We start from the raw sequence: 26291 nt of genomic DNA on the forward strand, positions 1-26291 counted from the left end.
GCGCCGGACGCTGGTTCCTGACGACGAGGATGGCATGACCGACACGACCGAGAACGACGGGCGTCGGCCTCGTGGGACCAAGCAGCGGAACGGTGTGCTCACGTTCCTCCGTGACCTGCTCATCATCTTCGTCGCAGCACTCCTGGTCTCGTTCCTGGTCAAGACCTTCCTGATCCGCTCGTTCTACATCCCGTCCGCGTCGATGCAGAACACGCTGCAGATCGACGACCGGGTCATCGTGAACGAGCTCGTCCCCGACACCGTGTCGCTGAAGCACGGCGACATCGTCGTCTTCAAGGACCCGGGCGGGTGGCTGACCGGCGCCGAGGTGCCGAGCGTCACGCCGACGTCGCAGCCTGCCCGCGCGATCGACTGGCTGCTGACCCAGGTCGGCCTCGGGACCGGCGACAGCGACGACCACCTGATCAAGCGCGTGATCGGACTGCCGGGCGACAAGGTCGCCTGCTGCAACGACCTCGGGCAGATGACGGTCAACGGCGTGCCGCTCAAGGAGCCGTACCTCAAGCTGCCCGCCGGTGAGACCCGCGCCTCGGGCACCGACTTCTCGGTCACCGTGCCCAAGGGCACCATCTGGGTCATGGGCGACAACCGCTACGACTCCAAGGACTCCCGGTACAACGGCGACACCCCGTCGAAGGGCTTCGTGCCGTTGTCCGACGTGACCGGGCGGGCCTTCGTGATCTCCTGGCCGACCAGCCGGTGGACGTGGCTCGACGACTACCCGAACGTCTTCGCGGGCGTGGAGGAGAAGCGCCAGTGACCCCGGTCCGTCCGTCCCTGCGCGTGGAGAAGTCGCTCTTCGCCGCCGGGAGCGTGACGGTCATCGGCGTCGACGAGGTCGGCCGTGGCGCCATCGCCGGTCCGGTCGCGGTCGGCGCGGCAGCGGTCACGATCGACGTCCGCCGCGTACCGCAGGGCCTGGCGGAATCGAAGCTGCTCTCGGCCGCTCGACGTACCGAACTCGTGCCGGTGGTGACGAAGTGGGCCCGCACCGCCGTGGGCATGGCGTCGGCCGAGTACGTCGACGAGCAGGGGATCGTGCCGGCGCTCGGACTGGCCGGGGCGCGGGCGCTCTCGGCGCTGGCGGACTCCGGCGTGTCCTTCGAGGGCGCCGTGGTCGTGCTGGACGGCTCCTTCGACTGGTTGTCCCGAGCCCTGCCGGCGTCCCTGGTCGAGGCCTCGCCGCTCGACGTCACCGTGCGCGTGAAGGCGGACCGGGACTGCGCCTCGGTGGCCGCGGCGTCCGTGGTGGCGAAGGTCGAGCGGGACACGCTCATGGTGGCCGCGCACGACGACGCACCGCACTACGCCTGGGCGTCGAACAAGGGCTACGGGTCGACGGCGCACTACGACGCCATCCGCGCGGTCGGACCGCACGCCCTGCACCGGAAGAGCTGGCTGCACGCGGCGTCGAGCGTGGCGCTGGACGGCTTCGACGAGCTGGCGGCCCCCGTTGCGTGATCGGTCGATGGCGCGTCGTCTCGGCGCCGTCTGCGCCGTAGACTGGTGCCGCAATGGATGATGACGAATTCGACGACTACGACCGCGAGGTCGAGCTCGCTCTCTACCGTGAGTACCGCGACGTCGTGTCGCAGTTCCGCTACGTGGTCGAGACCGAGCGCCGGTTCTACCTCGCCAACGAGGTCGAGCTCGCGCGCCGGGACACCGAGCACGACTTCTACTTCGAACTGACGATGACCGACGTCTGGGTCTGGGACGTCTACCGTTCCGACCGATTCGTGAAGTCCGTCCGCGTGCTGACGTTCAAGGACGTCAATGTCGAGGAACTCACCACGCGTGAACTCGAACTGCCGAAGGAACTCGCGCTCGACGAGTAGACGCATTCCACCGTGGTCATCGTGAACCGCCGGGGGAATTGTGCGCATTTCCGGATCGCCGGATACTGTGGAGGGGATTTCCACCCCCACGCGCAAGGAGCACGCAATGGCACAGAAGGTCACCGTCCAGCTCGTCGACGATCTCGATGACTCGCCCATCACCGCAGGCGACGGCCGTACCGTCGAATTCGCGTTCGATGGTTCCACGTACGAGATCGATCTGTCGAACGACAATGTCGACAAGTTCCGCGACGCGATCTCCGACTACATCGCCGCAGCGCGGAAGGTGAGTGGTCGTCGCACCAGCGGTGGGACTGCTGCTCCGAAGACGGCTCCGAAGCGTGGCAACTCCGAGGAACTCGCAAAGGTCCGGGAATGGGCCAAGGAGAACGGCTACGAAGTCTCCAGCCGTGGGCGTATCTCCACGCAGGTGCAGGAAGCATACGCAGCCGCGCACTGATCCTCACGTTCTTCGGGAACCCGGTCGACCGCATGGTCGGCCGGGTTTCTTCGTTCCTCCACAGGTGCGAAATCGTTGTCGTTCTCCACAGATGACCGTTGGTCGTCGATTCGTGATCGGTGTTTCTCGACCATTACCGGATGGGAACAGTCACATTGGGAGCCCGCGGCGAAGCGATCGCCGCCGGTTGGCTCGAACGGCACGGGTACGAGATCGTCGACCGGAACTGGCGATGTGCGCGGGGGGAGCTGGACATCGTCGCCCGCTGCGCCGAGGACCTGGTCTTCGTCGAGGTCAAGACCCGCGCTGGGGCCTCGACAGGGCACCCGCTCGAGGCCGTCACGCCACAGAAGCTCCTCCGCCTGCGACGACTCGTGCCTGCGTGGTTCGCCGCGCACCCGGACCACTCGGCGCGGGCGATCCGCATCGACGCCATCGCCGTGCACGTGCTGGGTGACCGAACGGTCGTCGAGCACGTCGAGGCCGTCGCGTGACGGACATCGGGCGTGCGTCGGCGGTGGCACTCCTCGGGGTCAGCGGCAGGCTGGTGGAGGTCGAGGCCCACCTGACCAGCCAGTTGCCCGCGTTCAGCATCATCGGGCTGCCGGACACGTCCCTCGGCGAAGCACGCGAACGGGTGCGCTCGGCAGCGGCGAACGCGGGGTGTCCACTGCCCGCGCGGCGGATCACGGTGAACCTGACGCCCGCGGCCATCCCCAAGCGCGGGTCGGGCTTCGACCTGGCGATCGCGATGGCGGTCCTCGCCGCTGCCGGCAGTGCGCCTCGGGCTTCCGCGCGGGTCGCCTACGTCGGTGAGCTCGGCCTCGACGGGCGGGTCCGTCCGGTGCCGGGGGTGATCCCGATGACGCTCGCCGCCCGTGACGCCGGCATCGAGCGGGTGGTCGTCCCCTTCGGCAACCTGGCGGAGGCACGGGTGGTGCCGGGCGTCACGGTGCACGGCGTCGACTCGCTCCGCGGTGCCGCCATCGACGCGGGCGCCCTCCTGCCGTCGGTCGACGTGCAACCGGTGCTGACGGACCTGCCACCCGAACAGCCCCAGCGTGCCGTGGACCTCGCCGAGGTCGTGGGGAACGAGGTCGGGGTGCACGCGATGATCGTCGCCGCAGCCGGCGGACACCACGCGCTGCTGCTCGGTCCACCGGGCGCCGGCAAGACGATGCTCGCCGAACGACTGCCAGGGCTGCTGCCGGACCTCGACTCCGAGGCGGCGCTCGAGGTCGCTGCGGTCCGGTCGGTCGCCGGGCTCGGTGCCCGGTCGTGGACACCGAGGCCGCCGTGGGAGGCCCCGCACCACTCGGCGTCGGCGGTCGCGCTCATCGGAGGTGGTTCCGGAACGATCCGGCCGGGTGCCGTGTCCCGCGCCACCCGCGGGGTGCTGTTCCTCGACGAGGCGCCGGAGTTCCCCCGGGCCGTGCTCGACGCGCTGCGGCAGCCGCTCGAGTCCGGACGGATAACGGTGCACCGCGCCGCCGGGGCCGCCGAGTTCCCGGCGCGGTGCCAGGTCGTCCTCGCCGCGAACCCCTGTCCGTGCGGGAACGCGGGTGCCCTGCCCGGGTCCGGTGCGCCGCCTTGCGACTGCACGGCGATGACGCTGCGTCGGTACATGGGACGGCTGTCCGGGCCGCTGCTCGACCGGATCGACATCCGGGTGCAGGTCCAACGGGTCACCACGGGTGCGATCCGACGAGCGGCGGGGACCACGCCGACGACCGCCGAGGCCCGGTCGCTCGTCACAGCCGCGCGCGCCCGGATGCACGCCCGACTCGAGGGCACGGGATGGACCACGAACACCGAGGTCGCGGGGAGCTGGCTCCGTGGGGCCGGGCGCGCGGACCCCGGTTCGACGAAGGACCTGGATCGGGCACTCGACCTCGGCACGCTCACCATGCGCGGGTGGGACCGGGTGATGCGGCTCGCGTGGACACTGGCGGACCTCGGCGGGGTCGATCTCCCCGGCGAGCCGCAGGTCCGCGCGGCGATCGGGCTCCGGAGCGCGTTGTGAGCGGGTTCGGAGTCGGAGGCCGACCGGTGGACCTCGGCGGGGTGCACGAGGGAGCGGTCGACACCGAGGACGCCCTGGCCCGGGTCGCGTGGAGCGCGCTCGTGGAGCCGGGGGACTCCACCGCGGGGGTCCTCGTCGAGGGGCTCGGGGCTGCCAGGGCGCTCGCCCTCGTGCTCGAGGCCGTGCAGCGCGACCCGGCCGTGCTCGTCCGTGCGTGCCTGGACGCGGGCGTCGTCGGGCCCGGCGAGGGCACGGCGTTCGAGTCCGCGCTCGTGGCGGCACTGGCTCGCTGGCGTCCGAGGACCCAGGCGATCGACGTCGATGCGGTGGTGGCGGCTGCGCGTCGGGTCGGCGGTGCGCTGCTGCTTCCCGGGGACGCGGACTGGCCCGAACGCCTCACCGACCTCGGTGCCCACGCCCCGCTCGTGCTCTGGGGACGCGGTCGGCTCCGTGGCCCCACGAGCGCGCTGCGACGCCCGTGCCTGGCGGTCGTCGGCAGTCGCGCGAACACGCTCGCCGGGGCCGAGGCCACGGCGGAGATCACGTCAGCGGCTGCCGATGCCGGCTGCTCGGTGATCAGCGGCGGGGCGTACGGCATCGACGCCGTGGCGCACCGGGTCGCCATCGCCGCCGGCACGCCCACGGTCGCGGTGCTCGCCGGTGGGATCGACCAGCTCTACCCCGCCGGACACGTCGAACTCCTCCGCACTGTCGGCCACCAGGGGCTGCTGCTCGCCGAGTCGCCACCGGGGACACGGCCCACGCGGTGGCGGTTCCTCGCCCGCAACCGCCTGATCGCGGCGCTCGGGCACGCGACCGTCGTGGTCGAGGCCGGTGCACGGTCCGGGGCGCTCAACACCGCGCACCACGCGGCGCAGCTGGGACGACCGGTGTTGGCCGTGCCGGGTGCGTTCTCGTCCCCGGCGTCCGTCGGCTGCCACCGGCTCGTCGCGCAGGGCCGGGCGCAGCTCGCGGTCCAGCCCGACGACCCGATGCGCGCGGCGCTCGAGGCCGCCGGGGGAGCGTCGGTGCAGCCGGAGGACGCTGTGCCGCTGCGCTCGGCGTCGGAGGACCCGGAGGTGGTCAGGGCGGTCGATGCCCTCGGGCGCCGTCCTGCGCCCGTGACCGAGGTCGCTCGGCGGTCCGGGCTCTCCGTCGCGGCAGCCACCGACGCGCTGGCCCTGGCCGAACTGCAGGGGCTCGTCGTCCGACGACCGGACGGGTGGGCAGCGCGCTGATGCCCCGGTGCCTAGGGTTGGGGCATGGACGGTCGTGGCGGGTCACTCGGTGGCGCGGTCTCGGCGTTCCTCAGCGACGCGCTGCACGTGCGTGGGTTGAGCGAGCAGACGGTTCGCGCGTACCGGGGCGACCTCGAGGACCTCCTCCGCTTCACCGAGGCCCGCGGGCTCGACGTCGTGCAAGGGCTGTCGCTCGAGGTGCTCCGTGACTGGCTCTGGGCGTCGAACGAGCGCGGCCTGGCGCGGTCGAGCATCGCGCGGCGGTCGTCGTCCGTCCGGGCGTTCACCCGGTGGGGGAGCGAGAACGGCGTCCTGCCGAACGACCCCGGTGTCCGGCTGCGGGCTCCGAAGGGTGCGTCGCACCTGCCGCGGGTGGTCTCTGCCGACCAGGTGCGGGAACTGCTCGACGGACTCGCCGGGCGCGCGAGCGGGGACGACCCCGTGGCACTGCGCGACCTGGCGCTCGTCGAGCTGCTCTACGCCGCGGCGATCCGGGTCAGTGAGCTTGTGGGCATCGACGTCACGGCGGTGGACCGCGGACGGCTGACGGTACGGGTGCTCGGCAAGGGCGGCAAGGAGCGGGTCGTGCCCTTCGGTGTGCCGGCGCAGGACGCGATCGAGGCCTGGCTCGCGCGGGGGCGTCCAGCGCTCGCCGCCCGGGCGGCGGGGACGGCGTCGCCGGCACTGTTCCTCGGTGACCGGGGCGGGCGCCTCGGCGTCCGGAGCGCCTACCGCGTGGTCGCTCGGCTGCTGCAGGACCTGCCCGGCGAGGGGCCGAGCGGCCCGCACACCTTCCGGCACACGGCGGCGACGCACCTGCTGGACGGGGGAGCGGACCTCCGTGCGGTGCAGGAGCTCCTCGGCCACGCGAGCCTCGGCACGACGCAGATCTACACGCACGTGTCCTCGGCCCGGCTCCGCGAGGTCTACCGCACGGCGCACCCCCGAGCCTGACCCCGACGCCCGACGCCCGACGCCCGACGCCCGACGCCTGACGCCCGACGCCCGACGCCCGACGCAGTCGCGCTTCGTCACCCCGGCCAGGCGGACTCGGGGAGCAGCACCGGCCACGCGGCGGCGGGCAGGTAGGGCGTGGGGTCGACGTAGCGGTCGTCGAGCCTGGCGCCGAGGTGCACGCACGGGTCCTCGGCAGGGCAGTGCCCGACGGCCACGAGTCCCACGGGGTCACCCTGCTCGACGACGTCGCCCCGTACGACCGCGGGCTGGACGGAGTCCAGCGTGCTCACGAGCCCAGCGCCGTGGTCGATCGTCACGACGGGCCGGCCGCCGACGGCACCGGCGAACGTCACGACGCCGTCGTCGACCGCGACCGCGGTGGTCCCGAGCGCGGCAACGACGTCGATGCCGCGATGCCCGGCCGCGTAGTCATCGGCGGGAGGCTCCCACGACCGCTCGACCACGCGCGACCCGGTCGGCCACACCCACGGAGGAGCAGCACCACCAGGCCGGCCACCACCGGAACCCTTGCCATCGGGGGCGACATCACCGGGAGCGGCGGCACGGTGAGCGGTGTCGACGCCGCCAGGAACGCGCGCCGGAGTCGGGGCGAGTGCCGGAGCCGGATCGAGTGTCGGCGTGACCACGAGCCCGAGCAGCGCGAGCACCAGGGTGAGACGGTCCATGGAACGAGCGTGTCGGGCGGGAGCCAAGCGTTGGCGGGCGCGGGTGGATCTGTGGAGGGTGGGGCGAGCCTCCCGGCTGTGGTGGGACGGCGGAGGCGAGCCGGGCCATCGCGCGACAAGATCGACGTCGTACGACAGCGACCTTGTCGTTCCGAGTCGAGAACGCGACGGCCGCCCGCGCCACCCCCGGCCAGCCGGAGCTCGAACGACAGCATCGACGTCGTACGACAGCGACCGTGTCGTTCCGAGTCGAGAACCCCCGACGAACACCTCCACGAACCTGGTTATGACCACCAGCCGCTCGGGGAGTATCGTCGAGGCCGCTCCGGACCACGCAACGCCGCCCGGCCGGCGAACCAGTCGACCGCCGGGGCACCGTGCACGATCCCGCACGGCGGCAGAACCCAGGAGCATCGTGTCGAACACAGCAACCGGGCACGGAGAAGACCGTGCGTTCAAGGGGAAGGTGACCCTCTTCGCCATCGCGGCGGCCGTGGGTGGCTTCCTCTTCGGATTCGACTCGTCCGTGATCAACGGCGCGGTCGAGGCCATCAAGGGCGAGTTCGACCTGTCGGAGGGCGCCAGCGGCTTCGCGGTCGCGTCCGCCCTCATCGGGTGTGCGTTCGGCGCCTACTTCGCCGGCCGTCTCGCTGACCGTTGGGGTCGCACCCGGGTGATGTTCTGGGCAGCCGTGCTGTTCTTCGTCTCCTCGATCGGCTCGGGCTTCGCGTTCGCCACGTGGGACTTCGTCCTGTGGCGCCTCATCGGTGGTCTCGGCATCGGCACCGCGTCGGTCATCGCCCCCGCGTACATCTCCGAGGTCTCCCCGAAGGCGATCCGTGGGCGGCTGGCCTCGTTCCAGCAGCTCGCGATCACGCTCGGCATCTTCGCCGCCCTGCTCTCCGACCAGTTCTTCGCAGTCACTGCTGGCAGCGCGTCGGCCGAGGTCGCCGGTCTGCCGGCCTGGCGCTGGATGTTCCTGGTCGGCGTGATCCCGTCGATCGTCTACGGCATCCTGGCGATCACGCTGCCGGAGTCGCCGCGCTACCTGCTCACGAAGGGCCGCAAGGACGACGCCCGCGAGGTCATGACGAAGATCGTGCCGCGCGACACCGTGAACACGAGCCTGGAGGAGATCCAGGACGGCATCGAGAAGGAAGCCAACGAGAAGAAGGGCTCCATCCGCGGCAACCGCTTCGGCCTGCAGCCCATCGTCTGGGTCGGCATCATCCTGGCCGTGCTGCAGCAGTTCGTCGGCATCAACGTGATCTTCTACTACTCGACCACCCTCTGGCAGGCCGTCGGGTTCAAGGAGGGCGACTCGTTCCTCATCTCGACGATCACCTCGGTGGTCAACGTCGCGGTGACGTTCATCGCGATCTTCCTGGTGGACAAGGTCGGTCGCAAACCGCTCCTGGTCGCCGGCTCCGCGGGCATGTTCGTCTCGCTCGCCATGGTCGCCATCGCCTTCTCGCAGTCCGTGATGGTCGACGGTTCACCGAGCCTGCCGGGTGCCTGGGGCATCATCGCGCTGATCTTCGCGAACCTCTTCGTCGTCTCGTTCGGCGCCACGTGGGGTCCGCTCATGTGGGTGCTCCTCGGCGAGATGTTCCCGAACCGCATCCGTGCGACCGCGCTCGGCATCGGGTCGGCCGCCAACTGGGTCGCGAACTTCATCGTCACGATCTCGTTCCCGGTCCTGTCGGGCTTCAACCTCACCGTCACGTACGGCATCTACGCGCTGTTCGCCCTCATCTCGTTCTTCTTCGTGATCGCGAAGATCCCCGAGACCAAGGGCCGCTCGCTCGAGGAGATGGGCATCTCCGCCGAGGGGGAGACGAGCGCCGCGAAGGCCTAGTCACCACAGCCTGGAGGCACGGTGCGGGTCCGACCCGCACCGTGCCTCCTTTCTGTTAGCATTTCTCCAGCAGCGCGCCGTGGCGCGCTGACTTCGCGTGTCCACGCAACACACCCGATCATCGGTCCCGTTCTCACGAGCGGGCGGTCGCGTGTCAGGGCACCAGGGACCACGACCTCCGGTCGTGGTCGACACAACCGCACCAGGTGCACGGTCATGCCGTGCGCCGAGAAGCCAGAAGGAGGACGGCACATGGCCGTCGTCACCATCCGCCAGCTGCTCGACAGCGGCGTCCACTTCGGACACCAGACCCGTCGGTGGAACCCGAAGGTGAAGCGATTCATCCTCGCCGAGCGCTCGGGCATCCACATCATCGACCTCCAGCAGTCGCTGGCCTTCATCGACCGCGCGTACGACTTCGTCAAGGAGACGGTCTCGCACGGTGGCACGATCCTCTTCGTCGGCACCAAGAAGCAGGCGCAGGGCTCCATCGCCGAGCAGGCGACCCGCGTCGGCCAGCCGTACGTCAACCAGCGTTGGCTCGGCGGTCTGCTCACGAACTTCCAGACGGTGTCCAAGCGCCTCGCGCGCATGAAGGAGCTCGAGGAGCTCGACTTCGACGACACCACGAAGGGCTTCACGAAGAAGGAGCTCCTCATCAAGAAGCGCGAGCTGGACAAGCTCCACAAGACCCTCGGCGGCATCCGCAACCTCACGCGGACCCCGAGCGCGCTCTGGATCGTCGACACGAAGAAGGAGCACCTCGCCGTCGACGAGGCGCAGAAGCTCGGGATCCCGGTCATCGGCATCCTCGACACCAACTGCGACCCCGACGAGATCACGTACCCGATCCCGGGCAACGACGACGCGATCCGCTCCGTCGGCCTGCTGACCCGCATCATCGCGGACGCCGCAGCCGAGGGCCTCAAGACCCGCCACAACGGTGGCGACGACGACGAGGCCACCGAGCCGCTCGCCGAGTGGGAGCAGGAGCTCCTCGGTGGCGACAGCGCGACCCCGTCCGCCGAGGCCGCCCCTGAGGGCAGCACGGTCGAGGAGAACAACGCCGACGCGCAGGTCGCGGACAAGGCGATCGGTGACCCGATCCCCGACGCCGCCAAGAACGCCGAGCCGACCGCCGAGGCCGAGGCCGCTGCGGAGACCACCCCCGCCGAGTGAGTCCCCGAGGGCGCCGGGCCACACGGCCCGGCGCCCTCGACTCCGCTCGATCCCCACACACGCACAGTCCAGAAAGGACGCCAGCCAATGGCAAACTTCACCGCACAGGACGTGAAGAAGCTCCGCGAGGACCTCGGGGCCGGCATGATGGACGCGAAGAACGCGCTCGTCGAGGCCGACGGCGACTACGACAAGGCCGTCGAGCTGCTCCGCATCAAGGGTGCCAAGGCCGTCGCCAAGCGCGATGACCGTGCCACCTCCGAGGGCGTCGTCGTCGCGACCGCCGACAACGGTGCCGCCACCGTCGTCGAGCTGGCCAGCGAGACCGACTTCGTCGCGAAGAACGAGAAGTTCACCACCCTCGCCGACAAGGTCCTCGCCGCGGTCGCCGCTGCGAACGCCACCGACGTCGCGTCCGCCAACCAGGCCCCGCTCGACGGCAAGACCGTCCTCGAGGTCGTCAACGAGAACGCGGCTGCGCTCGGCGAGAAGCTCGAGGTCCGCACGGTCCGCCGTGTCGAGGGCTCCTCCTTCGAGATCTACCTGCACAAGACGAGCCAGGACCTGCCGCCGCAGATCGCCGTCGTCGTCGCCTACGAGGGCGACAACGCCGCCGAGGCCCGCTCGATCGCGCAGCACGTCGCGTTCGCGAACCCGACGTACCTGACGCGCGACGAGGTCCCGGCCGACGAGATCGCCAAGGAGCGTGCCACCGTCGAGGCGATCACGCGCGAGGAGGGCAAGCCCGAGGCCGCCCTCCCGAAGATCGTCGAGGGCCGGGTGAACGCCTACATCAAGCAGGTGTCGCTCCTCGACCAGGACTACGCGAAGGACAACAAGATCTCCGTCGCGAAGGCCGCGTCCAACGCCGGCATCACGATCCAGGGCTTCGCCCGCGTCAAGGTCGGCGCGTAACGAACCCGTGACGGGGCCAGGAACCACATCGGTTCCTGGCCCCGTTTTCGCGCACTGTGGCGCGTGACCGGCCTGGAGGCTCCACCTGCCTCCGCCGGACCGGCTGCGGCCGGGTAGATTCCCACGAGACATTCGACGAAGGGTGCGACACATGACCGACGAGACGACCGGACGCCGACGAGTCCTGCTGAAGCTCTCCGGAGAGGCCTTCGGCGCCGGCTCCCTGGGGGTCAACCCCGACGTCATCGCCACCATCGCCAAGCAGATCGCCGAGGCCGCGCGCGAGGTCGAGGTCGCGATCGTCGTCGGCGGTGGCAACTTCTTCCGCGGTGCCGAGCTGTCGCAGCGGGGCATGGACCGCGGCCGTGCCGACTACATGGGCATGCTCGGGACGGTCATGAACGCCCTGGCGCTGCAGGACTTCCTCGAGCAGGCCGGCGCCGCCACCCGTGTGCAGTCCGCGATCAGCATGACCCAGGTCGCCGAGCCGTACATCCCGCGGCGCGCCGAGCGGCACCTCGAGAAGGGCCGGGTCGTCATCTTCGGCGCCGGTGCCGGGCTGCCCTACTTCTCCACCGACACCGTCGCTGCCCAGCGTGCGCTCGAGATCGGCGCGACCGAGGTCCTCGTCGCCAAGAACGGCGTCGACGGCGTGTACTCCGCCGACCCGAAGAAGGACCCGACCGCCGAGAAGCTGCGCCACGTGACGTACCAGGACGCCCTGCTGCAGGGGCTCAAGGTCGTGGACGCCACCGCGTTCTCGCTCTGCATGGACAACGGCATGCCGATGCACGTCTTCGGCATGGAGGGCGAGGGCAACGTCGCCGCCGCCATCCGGGGCGAGCGCATCGGCACCGTGGTCAGCAACTGACCCGAGCGCCTGACTAGACTCGACGACGTACCGAAGGAGAACCACCGTGATCAGTGATGTCATGACCGACGCGACCGCGAAGATGGCGAAGGCCGTCGAGGTCGCCAAGGACGACTTCGCCACCGTCCGAACCGGGCGCATCAACGCCGCGCTCTTCCAGAAGATCCCGGTCGACTACTACGGCTCGCCGACGCCGCTCGCGCAGCTGGCGTCCCTCCAGACGCCCGAAGCGCGCACGCTCATCGTGACGCCTTACGACAAGACGGCGCTGAAGGAGATCGAGCGGTCCATCGCGACCTTCCCGAACCTCGGTGCCAGCCCGACGAACGACGGCGAGATCGTCCGCGTGACGATCCCGGAGCTCACCCAGGACCGCCGCAAGGAGTTCGTGAAGCTCGTGCGCGGCAAGGGCGAGGACCACAAGGTCGTCATCCGCAACATCCGCCGCAAGGCCAAGGACGACCTCGAGGCCCTCAAGGGGGAGGTCTCCGACGACGACATCGCCCGCGGCGACAAGGACCTCGACGCCCTGACGAAGAAGCACGTCGACCTGATCGACGAGTCGCTGAAGAAGAAGGAAGCCGAACTCCTCGAGGTCTGATGCGGCGTCACGACGAGGGCGCTGACCGCCCGACAGCAGATGACCCCCGCCCGCCGGCGAAGGGTCTCCGGCAGGACTTCGATGCCAGGGCCCGCGCCGCGCGGACGGACTTCGAGGCCCAGCTCCGCCAGGGCCGGGCGTCGTTCGACGCGCGCCGCGCCTCGTTCGACGCCCGGAACGAGGCACTGACCGCCCGCACCGGTCGGAACCTGCCCGCCGCGATCGCGATCGCGCTGGCGTTCGCCGTCGTGATGCTCGGGTCGCTGCTGCTCTGGACCCCGTCGTTCATGGTCGTCGCCGCGTTCCTGCTCGGCTTCGGCGTGTGGGAGCTCGCAGGGGCCATGCGCTTCGCCGGGCGTGACGTCCCGCGGATCCCGAGCGTCGCCACCGCGGTCGCGATGGTGCCGGCGGCGTTCCTCGGCGGCCAGGTCCAGGCGCTCTTCACGATCCTCGGCGGCATCGTCCTGATCTCGGTCTGGCGTCTGGTCGAGGTCGCGGTCGCGCGCCCTCGGCCGTCCAGGGGCAACGTGGTCCGTGACCTGACCAACGGGCTGTTCGTCCAGGCCTACGTCACGCTCCTCGGCGCGTGCGTGGTCCTCCTGTCGGGGCTCGAACGCGGCAACTTCTGGGTGGTCGGCTTCATCCTCGTCGTCGTCGCGGTCGACACCGGGGCGTACGCCACCGGGCTCAACCTCGGCAAGCACCCGATGGCGCCGCGGATCAGCCCGAAGAAGACGTGGGAGGGCTTCGCCGGCTCCGTCGCTGCCAGCATCGTCATGGGCATCCTGGTGTCCTGGCTCATGCTCGACATGCCCTGGTGGTTCGGGATCATCCTCGGCGTGCTCATCTCCGGGTCCGCCACGCTCGGCGACCTGACCGAGTCGATGATCAAGCGCGACCTCGGCATCAAGGACATCTCGTCGTTCCTGCCGGGCCACGGCGGCCTGCTCGACCGCATCGACAGCATCCTGCCGTCCGCGGCGGTCGGTTACGTGCTCTACCTCATCGTGAACCACTGACCTGTCCGCGGTGACGGCTCCGGCCCCCGCGCGTCCAGCGGGTCCCAGGGTGGTGTGCTGGCAGAATGTCGCCGTGTCCACGACCTTCCCGACAACTCCCCGCTCGGTCCTCGGCTACGACGTCGACGAGGTCGACCGTTTCCTCGAGGACGCCCGCCGCGCCTACACCGCGAACGACAGCGCCCCGGGGCTCGAGGCCGCGAAGATCCGTGCGACCGCCTTCTCGATGAAGAAGGGCGGCTACTCGACCCAGCACGTGGACGCCGCGCTCGAACGGCTCGAGGACGCCTTCGCCGCCCGGGAGCGCGAGCGCGAGATCGCCGACGTCGGGCAGAAGACCTGGTACGCCGACGCCCGCACCAAGGCGTCCGACGTGGTCGAGCGCCTCGAGCGTCCCGACGGCCAGCGGTTCCACCGCGTGAACGTCCTGGCCACGGGATACCACCCGAAGGACGTCGACGCGTTCGCGAAGCGGCTGGGCGGCTACTTCCGCGAGGGCAAGCCGCTGAGCCTGACCGAGGTGCGGTCGATCGTGTTCCGCCCGAAGCACGGCGGGTACCGCGAGGCCCAGGTGGACGCGCTCCTCGACGCCGTCGTCGAGGTCATGCTCGCCGTCCGCTGACCGATCGCGACGCGCTGGCGCCAGGTGCTTCGCTTTCCGTGATCGTTCCGTTATCCTGGTCAGACTCATGGGCAGGCACACGGCAGATCTCAGCTCCGACCGCGCATCCCGGCAGCACCTCGACGACCAGGTCGTCAGTGAGCGCCGCGCGGCACTGAACCGAACCCGCACAGCGGAGACCCCGGTGCAGTCGGTGGACCCGACCGCAGCGACTCCGGTGCAGCACGGCCAGACTCCCGCGCCCGTCGCGCCGAAGTCGGTCGCGGCGAACCGCGTCAGCCCGGCGACGCCGTCGGACCCGCGCGTCGTCAAGCAGCGCCGCGGTGCCGTGGCCCGCACGAGCCCGAAGAACCGCATCGCCCCGCAGGCGCGTCGCACCGCAACGGACGCCACGCTCAACGGCTTCATGCGTCGTCGCTCGAACGTGCCCGCGCTCTCCTTCTTCGCCGTCGCCCTGCTGGCATGCGGCTCGCTGTTCAACCCGCTGCAGGCCGACGTCGCCCAGGCCGCCGTCGACACGCCGGTGCTCACCAAGGCCCCCGCGGCGCCGCAGCAGTTCAGCGCGCACGGCACGTACGCCGCCTTCGACGTCACCCGCGACGGCTACGAGATCATCAAGCCCGTGCCGAAGAAGGTCGTCAAGCCCGCGCCGGCCGCGACCGCGACGGACACCACGACGACGACCGACGCCGCGAAGCCCGCGTCCGCCGCTGCGGTCACCCCGTCGAACAGCATCGCCGCCGTCGCCGCGACGCCCGACCCGGGCAGCGCGCAGTCGATCGCGCTCGAGCTCGTCACTGCCCGCGGATGGGGCAACGACCAGTACAGCTGCCTCGTCTCCCTGTGGAACAAGGAGTCGGGCTGGCGCGTCAACGCCTACAACCCGAGCGGCGCCTACGGCATCCCGCAGGCGCTTCCGGGCAGCAAGATGGCGACCGCCGGTGCCGACTGGCAGACGAACCCCGCCACGCAGATCACCTGGGGCCTGAACTACATCTCCGGCGTATACGGCACCCCGTGTGGCGCCTGGGGTCACAGCCAGTCCTTCAACTGGTACTGATCGGCAGCCCCCGCCAATGCCGCGCAGCAACCGGCCGCGGCGTCCGAAGGGGCGAGCCGACGGCGCTCGGGTCGAGGACGTCGAGGAACCGTTCGGTCTCGACCGACTCATGAGCGGCTGGAAGCGGACGGAAGTCCGCCGCGGCCGAGAGTACGCCGTGCAGCCGATCTCGACAACGTCCGCGCAGAAGGAGTACCTCTGCCCGGGCTGCGGGCTGACCATCGAGCCCGGCGTCGCGCACGTGGTGGTCTGGCGCGCTGACGGCGTCCTCGGCGACGCTGCCGACCTCGCGTCCCGCCGGCACTGGCACAACCACTGCTGGAGGACGGCATGACGGACGCCCCCGACCCGACCACCACGGACACCGAGATCCGGTCGGCCACGGTGCTGCCCGCCGTCCGCACCGACATCGAGCTCGTCACCGACGACCACCTCACCCTGGTGGGCGAGCTGGCCGAGCCGCAGGGCCGATCCGCGCGCGGCACGATCGTCACCCTGCACCCGCTGCCCACCGCGCAGGGATTCATGGACTCGCACGTCCTGAAGAAGGCGGCGGCTCGGCTCCCGGAACTCGCCGACATCGCGGTGCTCCGCTTCAACTTCCGCTCGGCGACCTCCCCGCGCGGCACGTCCGAGGGGACCTTCGGCGAGGGCGTCTCCGAGGGCTTCGACCTCCGCGCCGCCGTCGCTGACGTCGCCGCCCGCGGGCTGCCGACGCCGTGGCTCGTCGGGTGGTCCTTCGGCACCGAGGTGATCCTCAAGCACGCACGCGAACACGTCGAAGCCGGCACCGTCGCCGGGGTCGTCCTGCTCTCGCCGCCGCTGCACCGGACGAGCGACGACGAGCTCGCCCGCTGGGCCGCCGTCGACGTGCCCGTGGTGGCACTCGTCCCGGAGCACGACGACTTCCTGCAGCCCGACGCCGCCGCCCGGCGGTTCGCCGTCGCACCGAACGTCCGTGTCGTGCCGGTGCCCGGTGCGAAGCACCTGTGGGTGGGGGAGCGGTACGTCCGCGTCGTCCTCGACGCCGTCGCGGACCTGGTGGTCCCTGGGACGGCGCCACTGCCGACACACTGGCCGCGATGAGCACCTGATCACCTGATCGCCTGATCAGCGTGGGCCGACCTGGAGGACCGGGTCGAGCCTCCAGGTCGGGTCGCCTCAGGAGTCGGTCGCGTCCACCCGTGTCGGCACGTCGTCGACGACGCTGGCGGCGTGCGACAGGACGCCGCGCAGGTTCTCCAGGTAGCCGGCCACTGCTTCTCGCTCGGTGCGGATGGCGGCGAGCCGGTCCTCGGCCTCGGCGATCTGGTCGGCGGTGCGCGCTTCGGCCTCGGCGACGAGCTGGTGCGCGCGCTCCTGCGCGTCGGCCAGCAGCCGGCGGGCGTGTTCCTCGGCATCCGCGGTGCTGGTGCGCTCGAGGTCGTTGGCCTCTTGACGGAGGTGCTCGGCGCGTTCGCGGGCCTCGGTCGCCCGGCGGGTCGCCTCGGCGAGCTGCAGGTTGGCCTCGTCCAGGTAGCGCTGGGTCTCGGTGACGGTCTCGTGGTGCTTCTGCAGGTAGTCCTGCTCGGCGTCGTCCCGTCGCGCGGCGAGCTCGGACTCCAGGGTGGTGCGGGCCTCGTCGCGGTCACGCGCGATCTCGGCGAGGGCTTCGTCGCGTTCCTTCGCCAGGGCGGCCCTGGCGGTGTCGATCTCCTGGCGGAGCGCGGTCCGCTCGGCCTCGAGCGTGCCGAGCTCGGCGCTGCGACGTTCGGCGATCTCGGAGTCGACCTCGGCGTGCTCCCGCTCGCGGCGTGCGGCGAGCTCGGCGTCGTGGTCCTGCGCGGCACGTTCCGCGGCGGCGAGGGCCTCGGCACGCTCGCGGTCGATGCGCTCGCGGTGCTCCTCGGTCTCGCGCGCGATCCGAGCAGCGTTCTCCTGCAGCAGCCGTTCGTTCTCGGTGGCGGTCTGCTCCTGGTCGACCTGCAGCTGTGCGCGGACGGCGTCGGCTTCCTGGGCGAGGGCCGCGCGGGCCGAGGCGAGTTCGCGTTCCCAACCGGCGCGTGCGGCGGCGAGGTCCTCGTCGTGCTCACGGCGGCGGTCCGCGAGTTCGGCCGTGAGTTCGGCGCGGCGCGCGTCGACCTCGGACGCCAGGTCGGCTCGGCCGGTCTCGAGTTCGAGCTCGAAGGCGCGGCGGCGCTCGGTGTGCTCGTGCTCCCAGGCGGCGCGGCCGTCGGTGACCTCGCGCTCGAGGGCCTCGCGGCGGGTGCGCTCGTCGCGGTCGAGGTCCTCGACGCGGCGGGCATGGTCGGCTTCGAACACGCTGCGGCGGTGCTCGGTCTCGCGGTCGAGGTCGGCGGCGGCACCGCGGGCGGCGGCGGCCTCGCGCTGGGCGAGCTCGCGCAGCTCGGCGACCTCGTGCTCGACGCCGGCACGCAGGGCGTTCGTCTCGCGGATGGCGACGGACCGGGTCTCGGCGGCCTCGGTGACCGCGGCACCGCGCATCGCAGCGGCTTCGTTGCGGGCGTCCTGGGTGAGCATGCCGGCCTCGGCGCGGGCACGCTCGACGGTGTCGCCGGACTCGGCGCGGGCGCGGGCGAGCTCGTTCGTGGCGCGGGTCCTGGCGTCCTCGAGGGTCTCGCGCGCTTCCTCCTGGGCCTCGCGCACGGTGCGGTCGGCTTCGGCGCGGCTCGACGCACGGAGGCGCTGGGCGTCGATGTCGGCCTGGGCGATCAGCCGCGTGGACTGTTCCTCGGCGACGCGGAGGGTCGACTCCAGGCGCGTGCCGAGCCCGCTGTAGGTGGGGGTGCCGGCCTCGTCGAGCTCGCCCTGCATCTCCGCGACGCGGGACTGCAGCAGACGGATCTCCTTGGCGGCCTCGGCGCGGTCGGTGTTCGACTTGATGAGCTCACGACGCAGGTCGTTCAGAGAGCGGTCGACCTCGTCCTTGCGGTAGCCCCGCAGCTCGGTCCCGAACTCTGCCTCGTCGTTCGCCACGTGTCGCTCCCACTGGTCCACTCGTGCGGCCCGGTGCCGCCCGCGCCCCGATTGTAGTGGTGCCCCGATGACCAGCGCTGTGCTCGGGGACAGCACGACGGGATGCGCCTCCCAGTGGTTCTCGCGTAACCTGGGCCGTTGATTCGCGCCGATTCCCCCACCCCGGCGCGGAGGGAGAGAGTTCCGTGCGATTCGTCCTGGCGATCGTCAGTTTCGTGATCGGGCTGCTGCTCGTCGGCCTGGGGGTCGCCGAGCGGACGGTCTTCGCTCCGCCGTCCTCGATCGTCGCGCAGACGTCCTCGACCACCAAGGCCCCCGTGACCGTGATCCCCGGCTCCGTGCTCAACGCGAACCCCGGGTACCAGCGGATCGCCGTCTCCGGTCCCGGCAAGGTCTTCGCCGCGTACGGCAAGACCTCCGACGTCGACGCCTGGGTGGGTGACGCCCGTCACCGGACGCTCCGCTACGACGCCGACCAGTCCCGGCTCGTCGCGAGGACCGCGGGCACCGACACCACGGTGCCGGACCCGAAGGGCAGCGACCTCTGGTACCAGGAGTACGACGGCGCCCGGCAGTTCACCGTGCGGCTGCCCGACGACGTCTCCGTGGTCATCGTCGGCGAGGACTCGTCGGCAGCGGCGTCGGACGTCTCGGTCACCTGGCCGCGCGACACCTCCACCCCCTCCGTGGGTCCGCTCATGACCGCCGGCGGCGTCTTCGTGCTCGGCGGCATCGTGCTGCTGGTCTGGGCGTTCCTGCACCAGCGTCGTTCCCGCGGACCGCGCCGTCGCAGTGGTGGGACCCGACCGCCCCGCGTCCGGGCCTCCCGCCGCGCCGCCGCGGCCGGTGCCCAGGTGCCCGTGAAGTCCCGTCGTGGCCGTCGGTCCCTGATCGCGGTGCCGGTCGTCCTGGTCGGCGCACTGTCGCTGGCCGGGTGCTCGTCCGAGTACTGGCCGCAGGGCGGCGTGGCAGCGACCCCGACCCCGAGCGCGTCGGCGACGGGAGCCGCCGAGCAGGCCGAGCCGACCGCCGCCACCCGGCAGCAGATCACCCGGGTGGTCCAGCGCGTCGCCGAGGTCGCCTCGAAGGCGGACAGCGACAAGGACGCCGACCTCGCGGCCACCCGGTTCGCCGGGCCCGCGCTCGACCTCCGCAAGGCGAACTACACGATCCGCGACGCCGACCAGGACGTGCAGGCACCCCCGACGATCTCGGCCGCCGACGTCTCGGTCGCGCTCCCGCAGCAGACCGACAGCTGGCCCCGCACGGTGTTCGTCGTGACGTCGGACCCGGCGGACCAGAAGACGGCCCCGCAGGCGCTCACCCTCGTGCAGGAGTCGGCACGCGACGACTACAAGGTCATGTACGACGTCTCGCTCGAGGCCGACGCCACCCTGCCCTCCGTCGCACCCGTGTCGATCGGCACCGCGCAGCTCGCCTCGGACTCCCCGCTCCTGGCGATCGCCCCCGACCAGGTCGCCAAGGCCTACGGTGACGTCCTGTCCAAGGACGCCGACAGCGAGTACGCCGACCTGTTCCAGAGCGACGGCGACGACCTCCGGCCGAAGATCGGCAAGGACTACAAGGACAAGAAGTCCGAGGCCCTGCCCGACACCGCCAAGATCGAGTACTCGTCCGAGTCGGAGGACGGCAGTGCCATCGCCCTGGCCACGAACGGGGCCGGCGCGCTGGTGTCGGTCAGCCTCGACGAGATCGAGAAGGTCACGCCGACGGCAGCCGGGGCCTCCGTCAACACCGAGGGTGCCGTGAAGGCCCTGTCCGGTGTCGACTCCAGCAAGAAGGGCGTGAGCGCCACCTACGGCGTCCAGCTGCTCTTCTCCGTGCCGGCCGTCGGGTCGGACGACAAGATGGTCCTGCTCGGGTTCACCCAGGGCCTGATCGCAGCGAGTGAGGTGCAATGACGAACGTCCCCCCGACCCCGTCCGGACTCCGCGGAGCCGTCGACCTGTCTTCCCTGGTCGAGCGCGCGCAGCGACCGGCAGGACAGCCGGCCGGTCCCGGTGCAGCAGGCCCAGGTGCAGCGGGACCAGGTCCCGGTGCTGCTGGCGCCGGAGCTCCCGGTGCCGGCGTCCCCGGCAGCGAGAGCGCTGGCGACCTGACCGTCCCGTCACTGGTCCTCGACGTCACCGACGAGAGCTTCCAGGACGTCCTGCAGCTCTCGACCATCGTCCCCGTGATCGTGGACATCTGGGCCGAGTGGTGCGGGCCGTGCAAGCAGCTCTCACCGATCCTCGAACGGCTGACCGCTGAGTACGGCGGTCGGGTCCTGCTCGCCAAGGTCGACGCCGACACGAACCCGCAGCTCGTGCAGGCCTTCCAGGCGCAGTCGATCCCGACCGTGGCCGCCGTCATCGCCGGACGCCCGCTGGGGCTGTTCGTCGGGGCGCTGCCCGAGGCCGAGGTCCGCGACGTCTTCGAGCAGGTGCTCCAGGCCGCCGAGCAGAACGGTGTCTCGGGGCGCGTGACCGTCGACGGTGCCGGTGTCGAACCCGAGGCCGTCGAGCAGGGCGAGCCCGAACCCGAGCCGCTGCCGCCGCACCACCAGGCCGCGTACGACGCGATCGAGCAGGGCGACTACGCCACCGCCATCCAGGAGTACAAGACCGCGATCCTGCAGGACCCGCACGACCAGATGGCCGTCGCGGGGCTGGCCCAGGTGTCGCTCCTGGACCGGCTCGCCGGGCACACCGCGGACGACATCCGCGCTGCTGCCGGAGCCGGGCCGCACGACGTCCAGGCGCAGCTCGCCGTCGCCGACCTCGACATCAGCGGCGGCCACGTCGAGGACGCCTTCGGACGCCTGCTCGACCTGGTCCCGACGGTGTTCGGCGACGAGCGTGAGGCGCTCCGTGTCCGGCTCGTCGAGTACTTCGAGCTCATCGGTGCGGAGGACCCGCGCGTCGTGGCGGCACGCCGCCGCCTGGCGAACGCGCTCTACTGACCGCACGAGGGCGTCCCGCGGTGTGAGCCAGGGACGGACGGGAGGCTCGCTGCCAGCTGGCACCGAGCCTCCCGTCCGTCGTGGCGGCGGTCCCACCCATCACGGGTGCGGTGGGATGTGGAAACGCGCGTAGGGGGCCGGAAGATCCGACCCCCTACGCGCGTTTCGACCTGCCACGCGCAGAGTCGCGCGGCACCTGGTCGACGCGGCCGCACAGACGAACGCGCGGAGGGGGTCGGGTGTACCGACCTCCTCCGCGCGTTCGCGGCTGCCCTGGTGGACTACTGGGCGAGCTTCAGCCAGACCGCACCGAGCGGGGGCACGACGAGGTTCGCCGATGCCGGGCGGCCGGCCCATGGCGTGTCCTCGGCGGTGACGACACCGAGGTTGCCGACGCCGGACCCGCCGTACTCGGCCGCGTCGGTGTTGAGGACCTCGTGCCACTCGCCGGTCGTCGGCAGGCCGAAGCGCCGCTCGACGGGCACGCCGGAGAAGTTCACGAACACCGCGAGGCGCTCGTCACCGGCCTTGCGCAGGAACCCGATCGTGGCGTGGGGAGCGTCGCCGCCCTCGAGCCACTCGAAGCCCTCGGCGGTGCTGTCGTGTGTCCACAGCGCCGGGGTGTCCTTGTACACGCTGTTGAGCTCGGCGACGAGGTCCTGCACGCCCCGGTGGCCCGGGTCGTCGAGGTGCCACCAGTCGAGCCCGCGGGCCTCGGACCACTCGCCGATCTGGGCGAACTCCTGGCCCATGAACAGCAGCTGCTTGCCGGGGTGCGACCACATGAACGCGAGGTAGGCGCGCACGTTGGCGAGCTTCTGCCACTCGTCGCCGGGCATCTTGCCGTAGAGCGAGCCCTTGCCGTGCACGACCTCGTCGTGGCTGATCGGCAGGGTGAACTGCTCGCTGAACGCGTACACGAACGAGAACGTCAGCTCGTCGTGGTGGTACGAGCGGTACGCCGGGTCACGCTGCACGTACTCGAGAGAGTCGTGCATCCAGCCCATGTTCCACTTCTGGCCGAAGCCGAGGCCGCCGGCGCTGGTGGGCTGGGTGACGCCCGGCCACGAGGTGCTCTCCTCGGCGATCATGACGATGCCGGGGTAGCGCTTGTACGCGGTGGCGTTGGTCTCCTGCAGGAAGGAGATCGCCTCGAGGTTCTCGCGTCCGCCGTGGATGTTGGGCAGCCACTCGGTGCGGGAGTAGTCGAGGTAGAGGATCGAGGCGACGGCGTCCACCCGGAGGCCGTCGATGTGGAACTCCTCCATCCAGTACAGCGCGTTCGCGACGAGGAAGTTCTTCACCTGCGGCTGGCCGAAGTCGAACACCAGGGTGCCCCAGTCGAGCTGTTCGCCACGGCGGGGGTCCGGGTGCTCGAACAGCGCGTGGCCGTCGAACTTCGCCAGGGCCCACTCGTCCTTCGGGAAGTGCCCGGGGACCCAGTCCATGATCACGCCGATGCCTGCGGAGTGCAGTCGATCGATCAGGTAGCGCAGGTCGTCCGGGGTGCCGTAGCGCGAGGTCGGGGCGTAGTACCCGGTGACCTGGTAGCCCCACGACCCGCCGAAGGGGTGCTCGGACAGCGGGAGGAACTCGATGTGCGTGAACCCGAGGTGCTGCACGTGGCCGATGAGCTCGTCGGCGACGTCGCGGTACGACAGGCCCGGGCGCCACGATCCGAGGTGGACCTCGTAGACGCTCATGGGACGGTCGTGCGTCGTCGTGGCGGCGCGGTCTGCCATCCACTGGCGGTCGCCGTCCGACCACGTGTAGGTGGAGCTCGTGATGACGGACGCGGTCAGCGGGGGGACCTCGGCGCGGCGCGCGAAGGGGTCGGCGCGCTCGACCCAGCCGCCGTCGGTGAGGATCTGGAACTTGTACCGCTGCCCGTCGAGGGCACCCGGCCAGAACAGCTCCCAGACGCCGAGGTCGCCGAGGCGACGCATGGCGGTGGTGCGGCCTTCCCAGCCCTCGAAGTCGCCGATCACACGGACGGCGGTGGCCCGGGGGGCCCAGACGGCGAACGCGACGCCGTCGACGCCGTCGACGGTGGTGACGTGGGCACCGAGGTGGTTCCAGAGCTGCTCGTCGCGGCCCTCACCGAACAGGTGCAGGTCGAGTTCGCCGAGCGTGGGCGGGAACCGGTAGGCGTCGTCGCTGGTCCACGTGGTGTCGTCCTCGAGGTACTCGGACTCGACGCGGTACCGGCCGAGTTCGCCGGTCGTGGCGCCGGACCAGAGGCCGTCGCCCTCGTGTGCGAGCTCGATGTCGTCGCCGTCGGGCCGGACGATGCGGACGGCCTCGGCGAGGTGGCGCACGACGCGCACGCTGGTGCCGCCGTCGACCGGGTGCGGGCCGAGCACGTCGTGCGGCTGCGACCACCGGCCCTCGGCGACCTGCTGGCGCAGCCACTCCTCGAGGGGAGCGGGCCGCGGCTCGACCGGCGCGGCAGCAGCATCGGTCGTGGTGCTGGTGCTGGTGCTGTCGGTCGGACCGGAGGCGGCAGCCGACTCCGCGACGTCCTGCGCCGTGGTGGCCGGGGTCGTGTCGACGGGCTCGGCGTGACGGGGGTGCGTGGCGTCCAGCCCGCCGGCGAGCGTCGCCGACTCGGGCACGTCACGGTCGGGGGCCTCGCGGTGCGGCAGGCGGGCACCGGGGAGGTCCTCGCCAGGAGCCGACGTCCGCGGTTCGGTCCGCGGCGCTGCCTGCGGAGCGCGGGACGGCACCGGCGCGGGGACCGGACGGCTCGGGACCGGGGACCCGGCGCTCAGGCCAGCAGCGTCAGCGGCGTCGACGGGGTCGAGCGCGTCGGGGTCCGCTGCCGGGTCGACGTGCTTCGCCGGGTGCTCCGAGCGCGCGGGCGGGGGCGGCGGCTGCACCGGCGGCACGCTGGGCCCCTGGCCGCGGTCGTGGGGTTCGATCCGCTCGGGGTTGTGGGGGTCGGTCATCGGTGGGGTCCTTCCACGACGAGCAGGTGCACGGGCTCCTGGAATGCGTCCAGGCGGACGTAGTTCGACGATCCCCAGACCCAGCGCGCACCCGTGACGACGTCGCGGACGTCGAACGACTGCTCGGGGTCGAGTCCGAGTGCAGCGAGGTCGAGGTGCACCGTGGTCTCACGGGCGGAGTGGGGGTCGACGTTCGCGACGACGATCACGGTGTCGGCGCGGCCCGAGCGGATGAACTGCGCGGGGAGGTGCTTGGAGTAGACGACGATCGCGTCGTCCTCGCTCTCGTGCACGTGCAGGTTCCGGAGCTGGCGGAGCGCGGGGTGCGCCTGCCGGAAGCGGTTCAGCATCGTGACGTACGGCGCCAGGCTCGCGCCCTCGGCCTCGGCGAGGGCGAAGTCGCGCGGCTTGTACTCGTACTTCTCGTTGTCGATGTTCTCCTCGGAGCCCGGGCGTGCGACGTCCTCGAAGAGCTCGTAGCCGGCGTACATGCCCCACGTCGGGGCTCCGGTCGCAGCGAGGGCAGCGCGGATCTTGTACCCGGCGCGCCCACCGAACTGCAGGAACTCGGTGAGGATGTCCGGCGTGTTCACGAACAGGTTCGGACGGAGGTAGTCCGAGGTCTCGTGGGCGAGCTCGTCGAAGTAGTCGGCGATCTCGTCCTTCGTGTTGCGCCAGGTGAAGTACGAGTACGACTGCTGGAAGCCGGCCTCCGCCAGGGCCCGCATCATCGCCGGGCGGGTGAAGGCCTCGGCGAGGAACACCGTGTCCGGGTGCTCGTCGCGGATCTCACGGATGACGCGCTCCCAGAACCAGAGCGGCTTGGTGTGCGGGTTGTCGACGCGGAAGATCCGGATGCCGAACGCGATCCAGTGCCGCAGGACCCGTTCGACCTCGACGACGAGACCCTCGGGGTCGGAGTCGAACTGGATCGGGTAGATGTCCTGGTAGCGCTTCGGCGGGTTCTCCGCGGTCGCGATGGAGCCGTCGGCGCGGGTGGTGAACCACTCCGGGTGCTCGGTGACCCAGGGATGGTCGGGCGAGCACTGGAGCGCGAAGTCGAGCGCGACCTCCATGCCCGTGTTCTTCGCCGTCTCGACGAAGTCGCGGAAGTCGTCCTCGGTGCCGAGGTCCGGGTGGATGGCGTCGTGGCCACCCTCGGCGGAACCGATCGCCCAGGGGCTGCCCGGGTCGTTCGGGCCGGCGTCGAGCGTGTTGTTCGGCCCCTTGCGCGCGGTCGTCCCGATGGGGTGGATCGGCGGGAGGTAGATGACGTCGAAGCCCATGCGCGCGACGGCAGGCAGACGGCGCGCGGCGGTGCGGAAGTCGCCGCTCTTCCAGGAGCCGTCGGCGTTCCGCTTGGCGCCTTCACTGCGCGGGAAGAACTCGTACCACGCGCCGACGCCGGCACGGGTGCGCTCGACGTCGAGGAGCTGCACGGGCGAGTGGGTGCGGAGCGAGGTGACGGGGGAGTCCTCGACCTCGGCGAGGATGCGCGGGTCCTCGGCAGCGGCGAGACGCGCTGCTGGGTCGAGCGCCTCGTCACGGACCTGCGCGGCGGCGCGGGTGGCGGCGGGGGAGTCGGTCTCCGCCGCCAGCCGGTCGAGCAGCACCGCGCCGTCGAGCAGCGTGGCCTCGGTGTCGACACCGGCGGCGATCTTCAGCTGGGCGCCGTGGAGCCAGGAGGCCCAGTCGTCGGAGTAGGCCTCGACGTGCCAGGTCCAGACGCCGACGTGGTCGACCTGGACCGTCGCCTCGTAGCGGTCGGTGCCGGCGGCGGCCAGGCGGAGCGGGACGGTCCTCGTCCCGCCGTCCGGTCGTTCCAGCACGACGTCGGCGCCGATCACGCCGTGGCCTTCCCGGAAGACGGTCGCGCCGAACGTGATCACCTCGCCGTCGAAGGCCTTGCCGGGGAAGCCGTTGGGCGTCCTCGGGGTGAGTTCGGTGATCGGGATGCGCCCGATCTTCGGACGCCGGGGTCGGTCTGCGGTGGCCACGGAGCAGACGCTACCCGGCGCGGGCCTCCGTGTTCCCCGGAAGGCGTGTCCTGTGGACGG

24 protein-coding genes are annotated in these 26291 nt (G+C 71.2%); 20 read left to right on the forward strand and 4 right to left on the reverse strand.

All coding sequences use genetic code 11. The features are described 5' to 3' along the window. Positions 1-34: 34 nt before the first annotated feature. The 8 genes from lepB (at position 35) to ITJ54_RS00385 (ending at position 6534) form a co-directional block, all read left to right on the forward strand. On the forward strand, positions 35-781 hold the full coding sequence (lepB, locus tag ITJ54_RS00350; RefSeq protein WP_194625393.1) for a signal peptidase I: 747 nt from the start codon (positions 35-37) through the stop codon (positions 779-781). After that, entirely contained in the window at positions 778-1482 is a 705-nt protein-coding gene (locus ITJ54_RS00355) for a ribonuclease HII (RefSeq protein WP_194625394.1), read from the forward strand. The genes lepB and ITJ54_RS00355 overlap by 4 nt, the downstream gene beginning before the upstream one ends. A 53-nt stretch (positions 1483-1535) precedes the next feature. Beyond that, positions 1536-1859 carry a DUF2469 family protein gene (locus tag ITJ54_RS00360; RefSeq protein WP_194625395.1) on the forward strand — a complete coding sequence of 108 codons (324 nt, stop codon included), beginning with the start codon at positions 1536-1538 and terminating at the stop codon, positions 1857-1859. Positions 1860-1965: 106 nt separating this feature from the next. Beyond that, positions 1966-2319, forward strand: a complete 354-nt coding sequence (locus tag ITJ54_RS00365; RefSeq protein ID WP_194625396.1) for a histone-like nucleoid-structuring protein Lsr2 — start codon at positions 1966-1968, stop codon at positions 2317-2319. 140 nt (positions 2320-2459) lie between these two features. Then, a complete protein-coding gene (locus tag ITJ54_RS00370) occupies positions 2460-2813 on the forward strand; it encodes a YraN family protein (protein WP_194625397.1) in 354 nt (117 codons plus the stop codon). Continuing rightward, a complete protein-coding gene (locus ITJ54_RS00375; RefSeq protein WP_194625398.1) occupies positions 2810-4342 on the forward strand; it encodes a YifB family Mg chelatase-like AAA ATPase in 1533 nt (510 codons plus the stop codon). Before ITJ54_RS00370 ends, ITJ54_RS00375 begins: the two co-directional genes overlap by 4 nt. Next, positions 4339-5580 (forward strand): DNA-processing protein DprA, encoded by a 1242-nt coding sequence (dprA, locus tag ITJ54_RS00380; protein WP_194625399.1) that lies wholly within the window; start codon positions 4339-4341, stop codon positions 5578-5580. The genes ITJ54_RS00375 and dprA overlap by 4 nt, the downstream gene beginning before the upstream one ends. 24 nt (positions 5581-5604) lie before the next feature. Further along, positions 5605-6534: a tyrosine recombinase XerC gene (locus tag ITJ54_RS00385; protein ID WP_194625400.1), complete on the forward strand. Its 930-nt coding sequence runs from the start codon at positions 5605-5607 to the stop codon at positions 6532-6534. Between the two features lie 77 nt (positions 6535-6611). Here ITJ54_RS00385 and ITJ54_RS00390 read toward each other — a convergent pair whose 3' ends face one another. Next, positions 6612-7223, reverse strand: a complete 612-nt coding sequence (locus ITJ54_RS00390; protein WP_194625401.1) for a M23 family metallopeptidase — start codon at positions 7221-7223, stop codon at positions 6612-6614. A 415-nt stretch (positions 7224-7638) separates the two neighbouring features. On the opposite strand from ITJ54_RS00390, the gene ITJ54_RS00395 reads away from it, so the two are divergent. The 10 genes from ITJ54_RS00395 to ITJ54_RS00440 all read left to right on the forward strand — a co-directional run bounded on the left by ITJ54_RS00395 (position 7639) and on the right by ITJ54_RS00440 (position 16434). Further along, a complete protein-coding gene (locus tag ITJ54_RS00395) occupies positions 7639-9081 on the forward strand; it encodes a sugar porter family MFS transporter (protein WP_323741538.1) in 1443 nt (480 codons plus the stop codon). A 252-nt stretch (positions 9082-9333) separates the two neighbouring features. Beyond that, positions 9334-10260 (forward strand): 30S ribosomal protein S2, encoded by a 927-nt coding sequence (gene rpsB / locus ITJ54_RS00400; RefSeq protein WP_194625402.1) that lies wholly within the window; start codon positions 9334-9336, stop codon positions 10258-10260. A gap of 87 nt (positions 10261-10347) precedes the next feature. Next, positions 10348-11175, forward strand: coding sequence for a translation elongation factor Ts (gene tsf, locus ITJ54_RS00405; RefSeq protein WP_194625403.1), 828 nt, complete (start codon positions 10348-10350; stop codon positions 11173-11175). Positions 11176-11326: 151 nt separating this feature from the next. Continuing rightward, positions 11327-12046: a UMP kinase gene (gene pyrH / locus ITJ54_RS00410; protein WP_071271204.1), complete on the forward strand. Its 720-nt coding sequence runs from the start codon at positions 11327-11329 to the stop codon at positions 12044-12046. Between the two features lie 46 nt (positions 12047-12092). After that, positions 12093-12647, forward strand: a complete 555-nt coding sequence (gene frr / locus ITJ54_RS00415; RefSeq protein ID WP_071271201.1) for a ribosome recycling factor — start codon at positions 12093-12095, stop codon at positions 12645-12647. After that, positions 12647-13666 (forward strand): phosphatidate cytidylyltransferase, encoded by a 1020-nt coding sequence (locus ITJ54_RS00420; RefSeq protein ID WP_194625404.1) that lies wholly within the window; start codon positions 12647-12649, stop codon positions 13664-13666. Before frr ends, ITJ54_RS00420 begins: the two co-directional genes overlap by 1 nt. A gap of 73 nt (positions 13667-13739) precedes the next feature. Beyond that, positions 13740-14288 carry a DivIVA domain-containing protein gene (locus ITJ54_RS00425; RefSeq protein ID WP_194625405.1) on the forward strand — a complete coding sequence of 183 codons (549 nt, stop codon included), beginning with the start codon at positions 13740-13742 and terminating at the stop codon, positions 14286-14288. A 67-nt stretch (positions 14289-14355) separates the two neighbouring features. Further along, the gene (locus ITJ54_RS00430; protein WP_416354883.1) at positions 14356-15348 is read left to right on the forward strand and encodes a transglycosylase SLT domain-containing protein; all 993 of its coding nucleotides are present in this window, start codon (positions 14356-14358) and stop codon (positions 15346-15348) included. A gap of 16 nt (positions 15349-15364) precedes the next feature. Then, positions 15365-15682, forward strand: a complete 318-nt coding sequence (locus tag ITJ54_RS00435) for a hypothetical protein (RefSeq protein ID WP_194625406.1) — start codon at positions 15365-15367, stop codon at positions 15680-15682. Then, positions 15679-16434 (forward strand): alpha/beta hydrolase, encoded by a 756-nt coding sequence (locus ITJ54_RS00440; RefSeq protein WP_194625407.1) that lies wholly within the window; start codon positions 15679-15681, stop codon positions 16432-16434. The genes ITJ54_RS00435 and ITJ54_RS00440 overlap by 4 nt, the downstream gene beginning before the upstream one ends. Positions 16435-16509: 75 nt before the next feature. Here the strand turns inward: ITJ54_RS00440 and ITJ54_RS00445 are convergent, their stop codons facing one another. Further along, positions 16510-18324, reverse strand: a complete 1815-nt coding sequence (locus ITJ54_RS00445; RefSeq protein WP_194625408.1) for a hypothetical protein — start codon at positions 18322-18324, stop codon at positions 16510-16512. A 185-nt stretch (positions 18325-18509) separates the two neighbouring features. Between ITJ54_RS00445 and ITJ54_RS00450 the strand changes: the two genes are divergently transcribed. Beyond that, positions 18510-20246: a hypothetical protein gene (locus ITJ54_RS00450; RefSeq protein ID WP_194625409.1), complete on the forward strand. Its 1737-nt coding sequence runs from the start codon at positions 18510-18512 to the stop codon at positions 20244-20246. Continuing rightward, a complete protein-coding gene (locus tag ITJ54_RS00455; RefSeq protein ID WP_194625410.1) occupies positions 20243-21286 on the forward strand; it encodes a tetratricopeptide repeat protein in 1044 nt (347 codons plus the stop codon). Before ITJ54_RS00450 ends, ITJ54_RS00455 begins: the two co-directional genes overlap by 4 nt. Before the next feature lie 281 nt (positions 21287-21567). Here ITJ54_RS00455 and glgB read toward each other — a convergent pair whose 3' ends face one another. Together glgB and ITJ54_RS00465 are read right to left on the reverse strand one after the other, a co-directional pair. Further along, the gene (glgB, locus tag ITJ54_RS00460) at positions 21568-24234 is read right to left on the reverse strand and encodes a 1,4-alpha-glucan branching protein GlgB (protein WP_228508098.1); all 2667 of its coding nucleotides are present in this window, start codon (positions 24232-24234) and stop codon (positions 21568-21570) included. Beyond that, complete coding sequence (locus ITJ54_RS00465) at positions 24231-26231, reverse strand: alpha-1,4-glucan--maltose-1-phosphate maltosyltransferase (RefSeq protein WP_323741539.1); 2001 nt, start codon at positions 26229-26231, stop codon at positions 24231-24233. The genes glgB and ITJ54_RS00465 overlap by 4 nt, the downstream gene beginning before the upstream one ends. Between the last annotated feature and the right edge of the window lie 60 nt (positions 26232-26291).

The sequence above is a fragment of the Curtobacterium sp. VKM Ac-2865 genome (assembly GCF_015350905.1).
Taxonomy (GTDB): domain Bacteria; phylum Actinomycetota; class Actinomycetes; order Actinomycetales; family Microbacteriaceae; genus Curtobacterium.

Coding starts and splice junctions, on each gene's coding strand:
- lepB (WP_194625393.1), top strand. CDS start 35: ATGACCGACACGACCGAGAACGACGGGCGTCGGCCTCGTGGGACCAAG.
- ITJ54_RS00360 (WP_194625395.1), top strand. CDS start 1,536: ATGGATGATGACGAATTCGACGACTACGACCGCGAGGTCGAGCTCGCT.
- ITJ54_RS00365 (WP_194625396.1), top strand. CDS start 1,966: ATGGCACAGAAGGTCACCGTCCAGCTCGTCGACGATCTCGATGACTCG.
- ITJ54_RS00370 (WP_194625397.1), top strand. CDS start 2,460: ATGGGAACAGTCACATTGGGAGCCCGCGGCGAAGCGATCGCCGCCGGT.
- ITJ54_RS00385 (WP_194625400.1), top strand. CDS start 5,605: ATGGACGGTCGTGGCGGGTCACTCGGTGGCGCGGTCTCGGCGTTCCTC.
- ITJ54_RS00390 (WP_194625401.1), bottom strand. CDS start 7,223: ATGGACCGTCTCACCCTGGTGCTCGCGCTGCTCGGGCTCGTGGTCACG.
- rpsB (WP_194625402.1), top strand. CDS start 9,334: ATGGCCGTCGTCACCATCCGCCAGCTGCTCGACAGCGGCGTCCACTTC.
- tsf (WP_194625403.1), top strand. CDS start 10,348: ATGGCAAACTTCACCGCACAGGACGTGAAGAAGCTCCGCGAGGACCTC.
- pyrH (WP_071271204.1), top strand. CDS start 11,327: ATGACCGACGAGACGACCGGACGCCGACGAGTCCTGCTGAAGCTCTCC.
- ITJ54_RS00420 (WP_194625404.1), top strand. CDS start 12,647: ATGCGGCGTCACGACGAGGGCGCTGACCGCCCGACAGCAGATGACCCC.
- ITJ54_RS00430 (WP_416354883.1), top strand. CDS start 14,356: ATGGGCAGGCACACGGCAGATCTCAGCTCCGACCGCGCATCCCGGCAG.
- ITJ54_RS00435 (WP_194625406.1), top strand. CDS start 15,365: ATGCCGCGCAGCAACCGGCCGCGGCGTCCGAAGGGGCGAGCCGACGGC.
- ITJ54_RS00440 (WP_194625407.1), top strand. CDS start 15,679: ATGACGGACGCCCCCGACCCGACCACCACGGACACCGAGATCCGGTCG.
- ITJ54_RS00455 (WP_194625410.1), top strand. CDS start 20,243: ATGACGAACGTCCCCCCGACCCCGTCCGGACTCCGCGGAGCCGTCGAC.
- glgB (WP_228508098.1), bottom strand. CDS start 24,234: ATGACCGACCCCCACAACCCCGAGCGGATCGAACCCCACGACCGCGGC.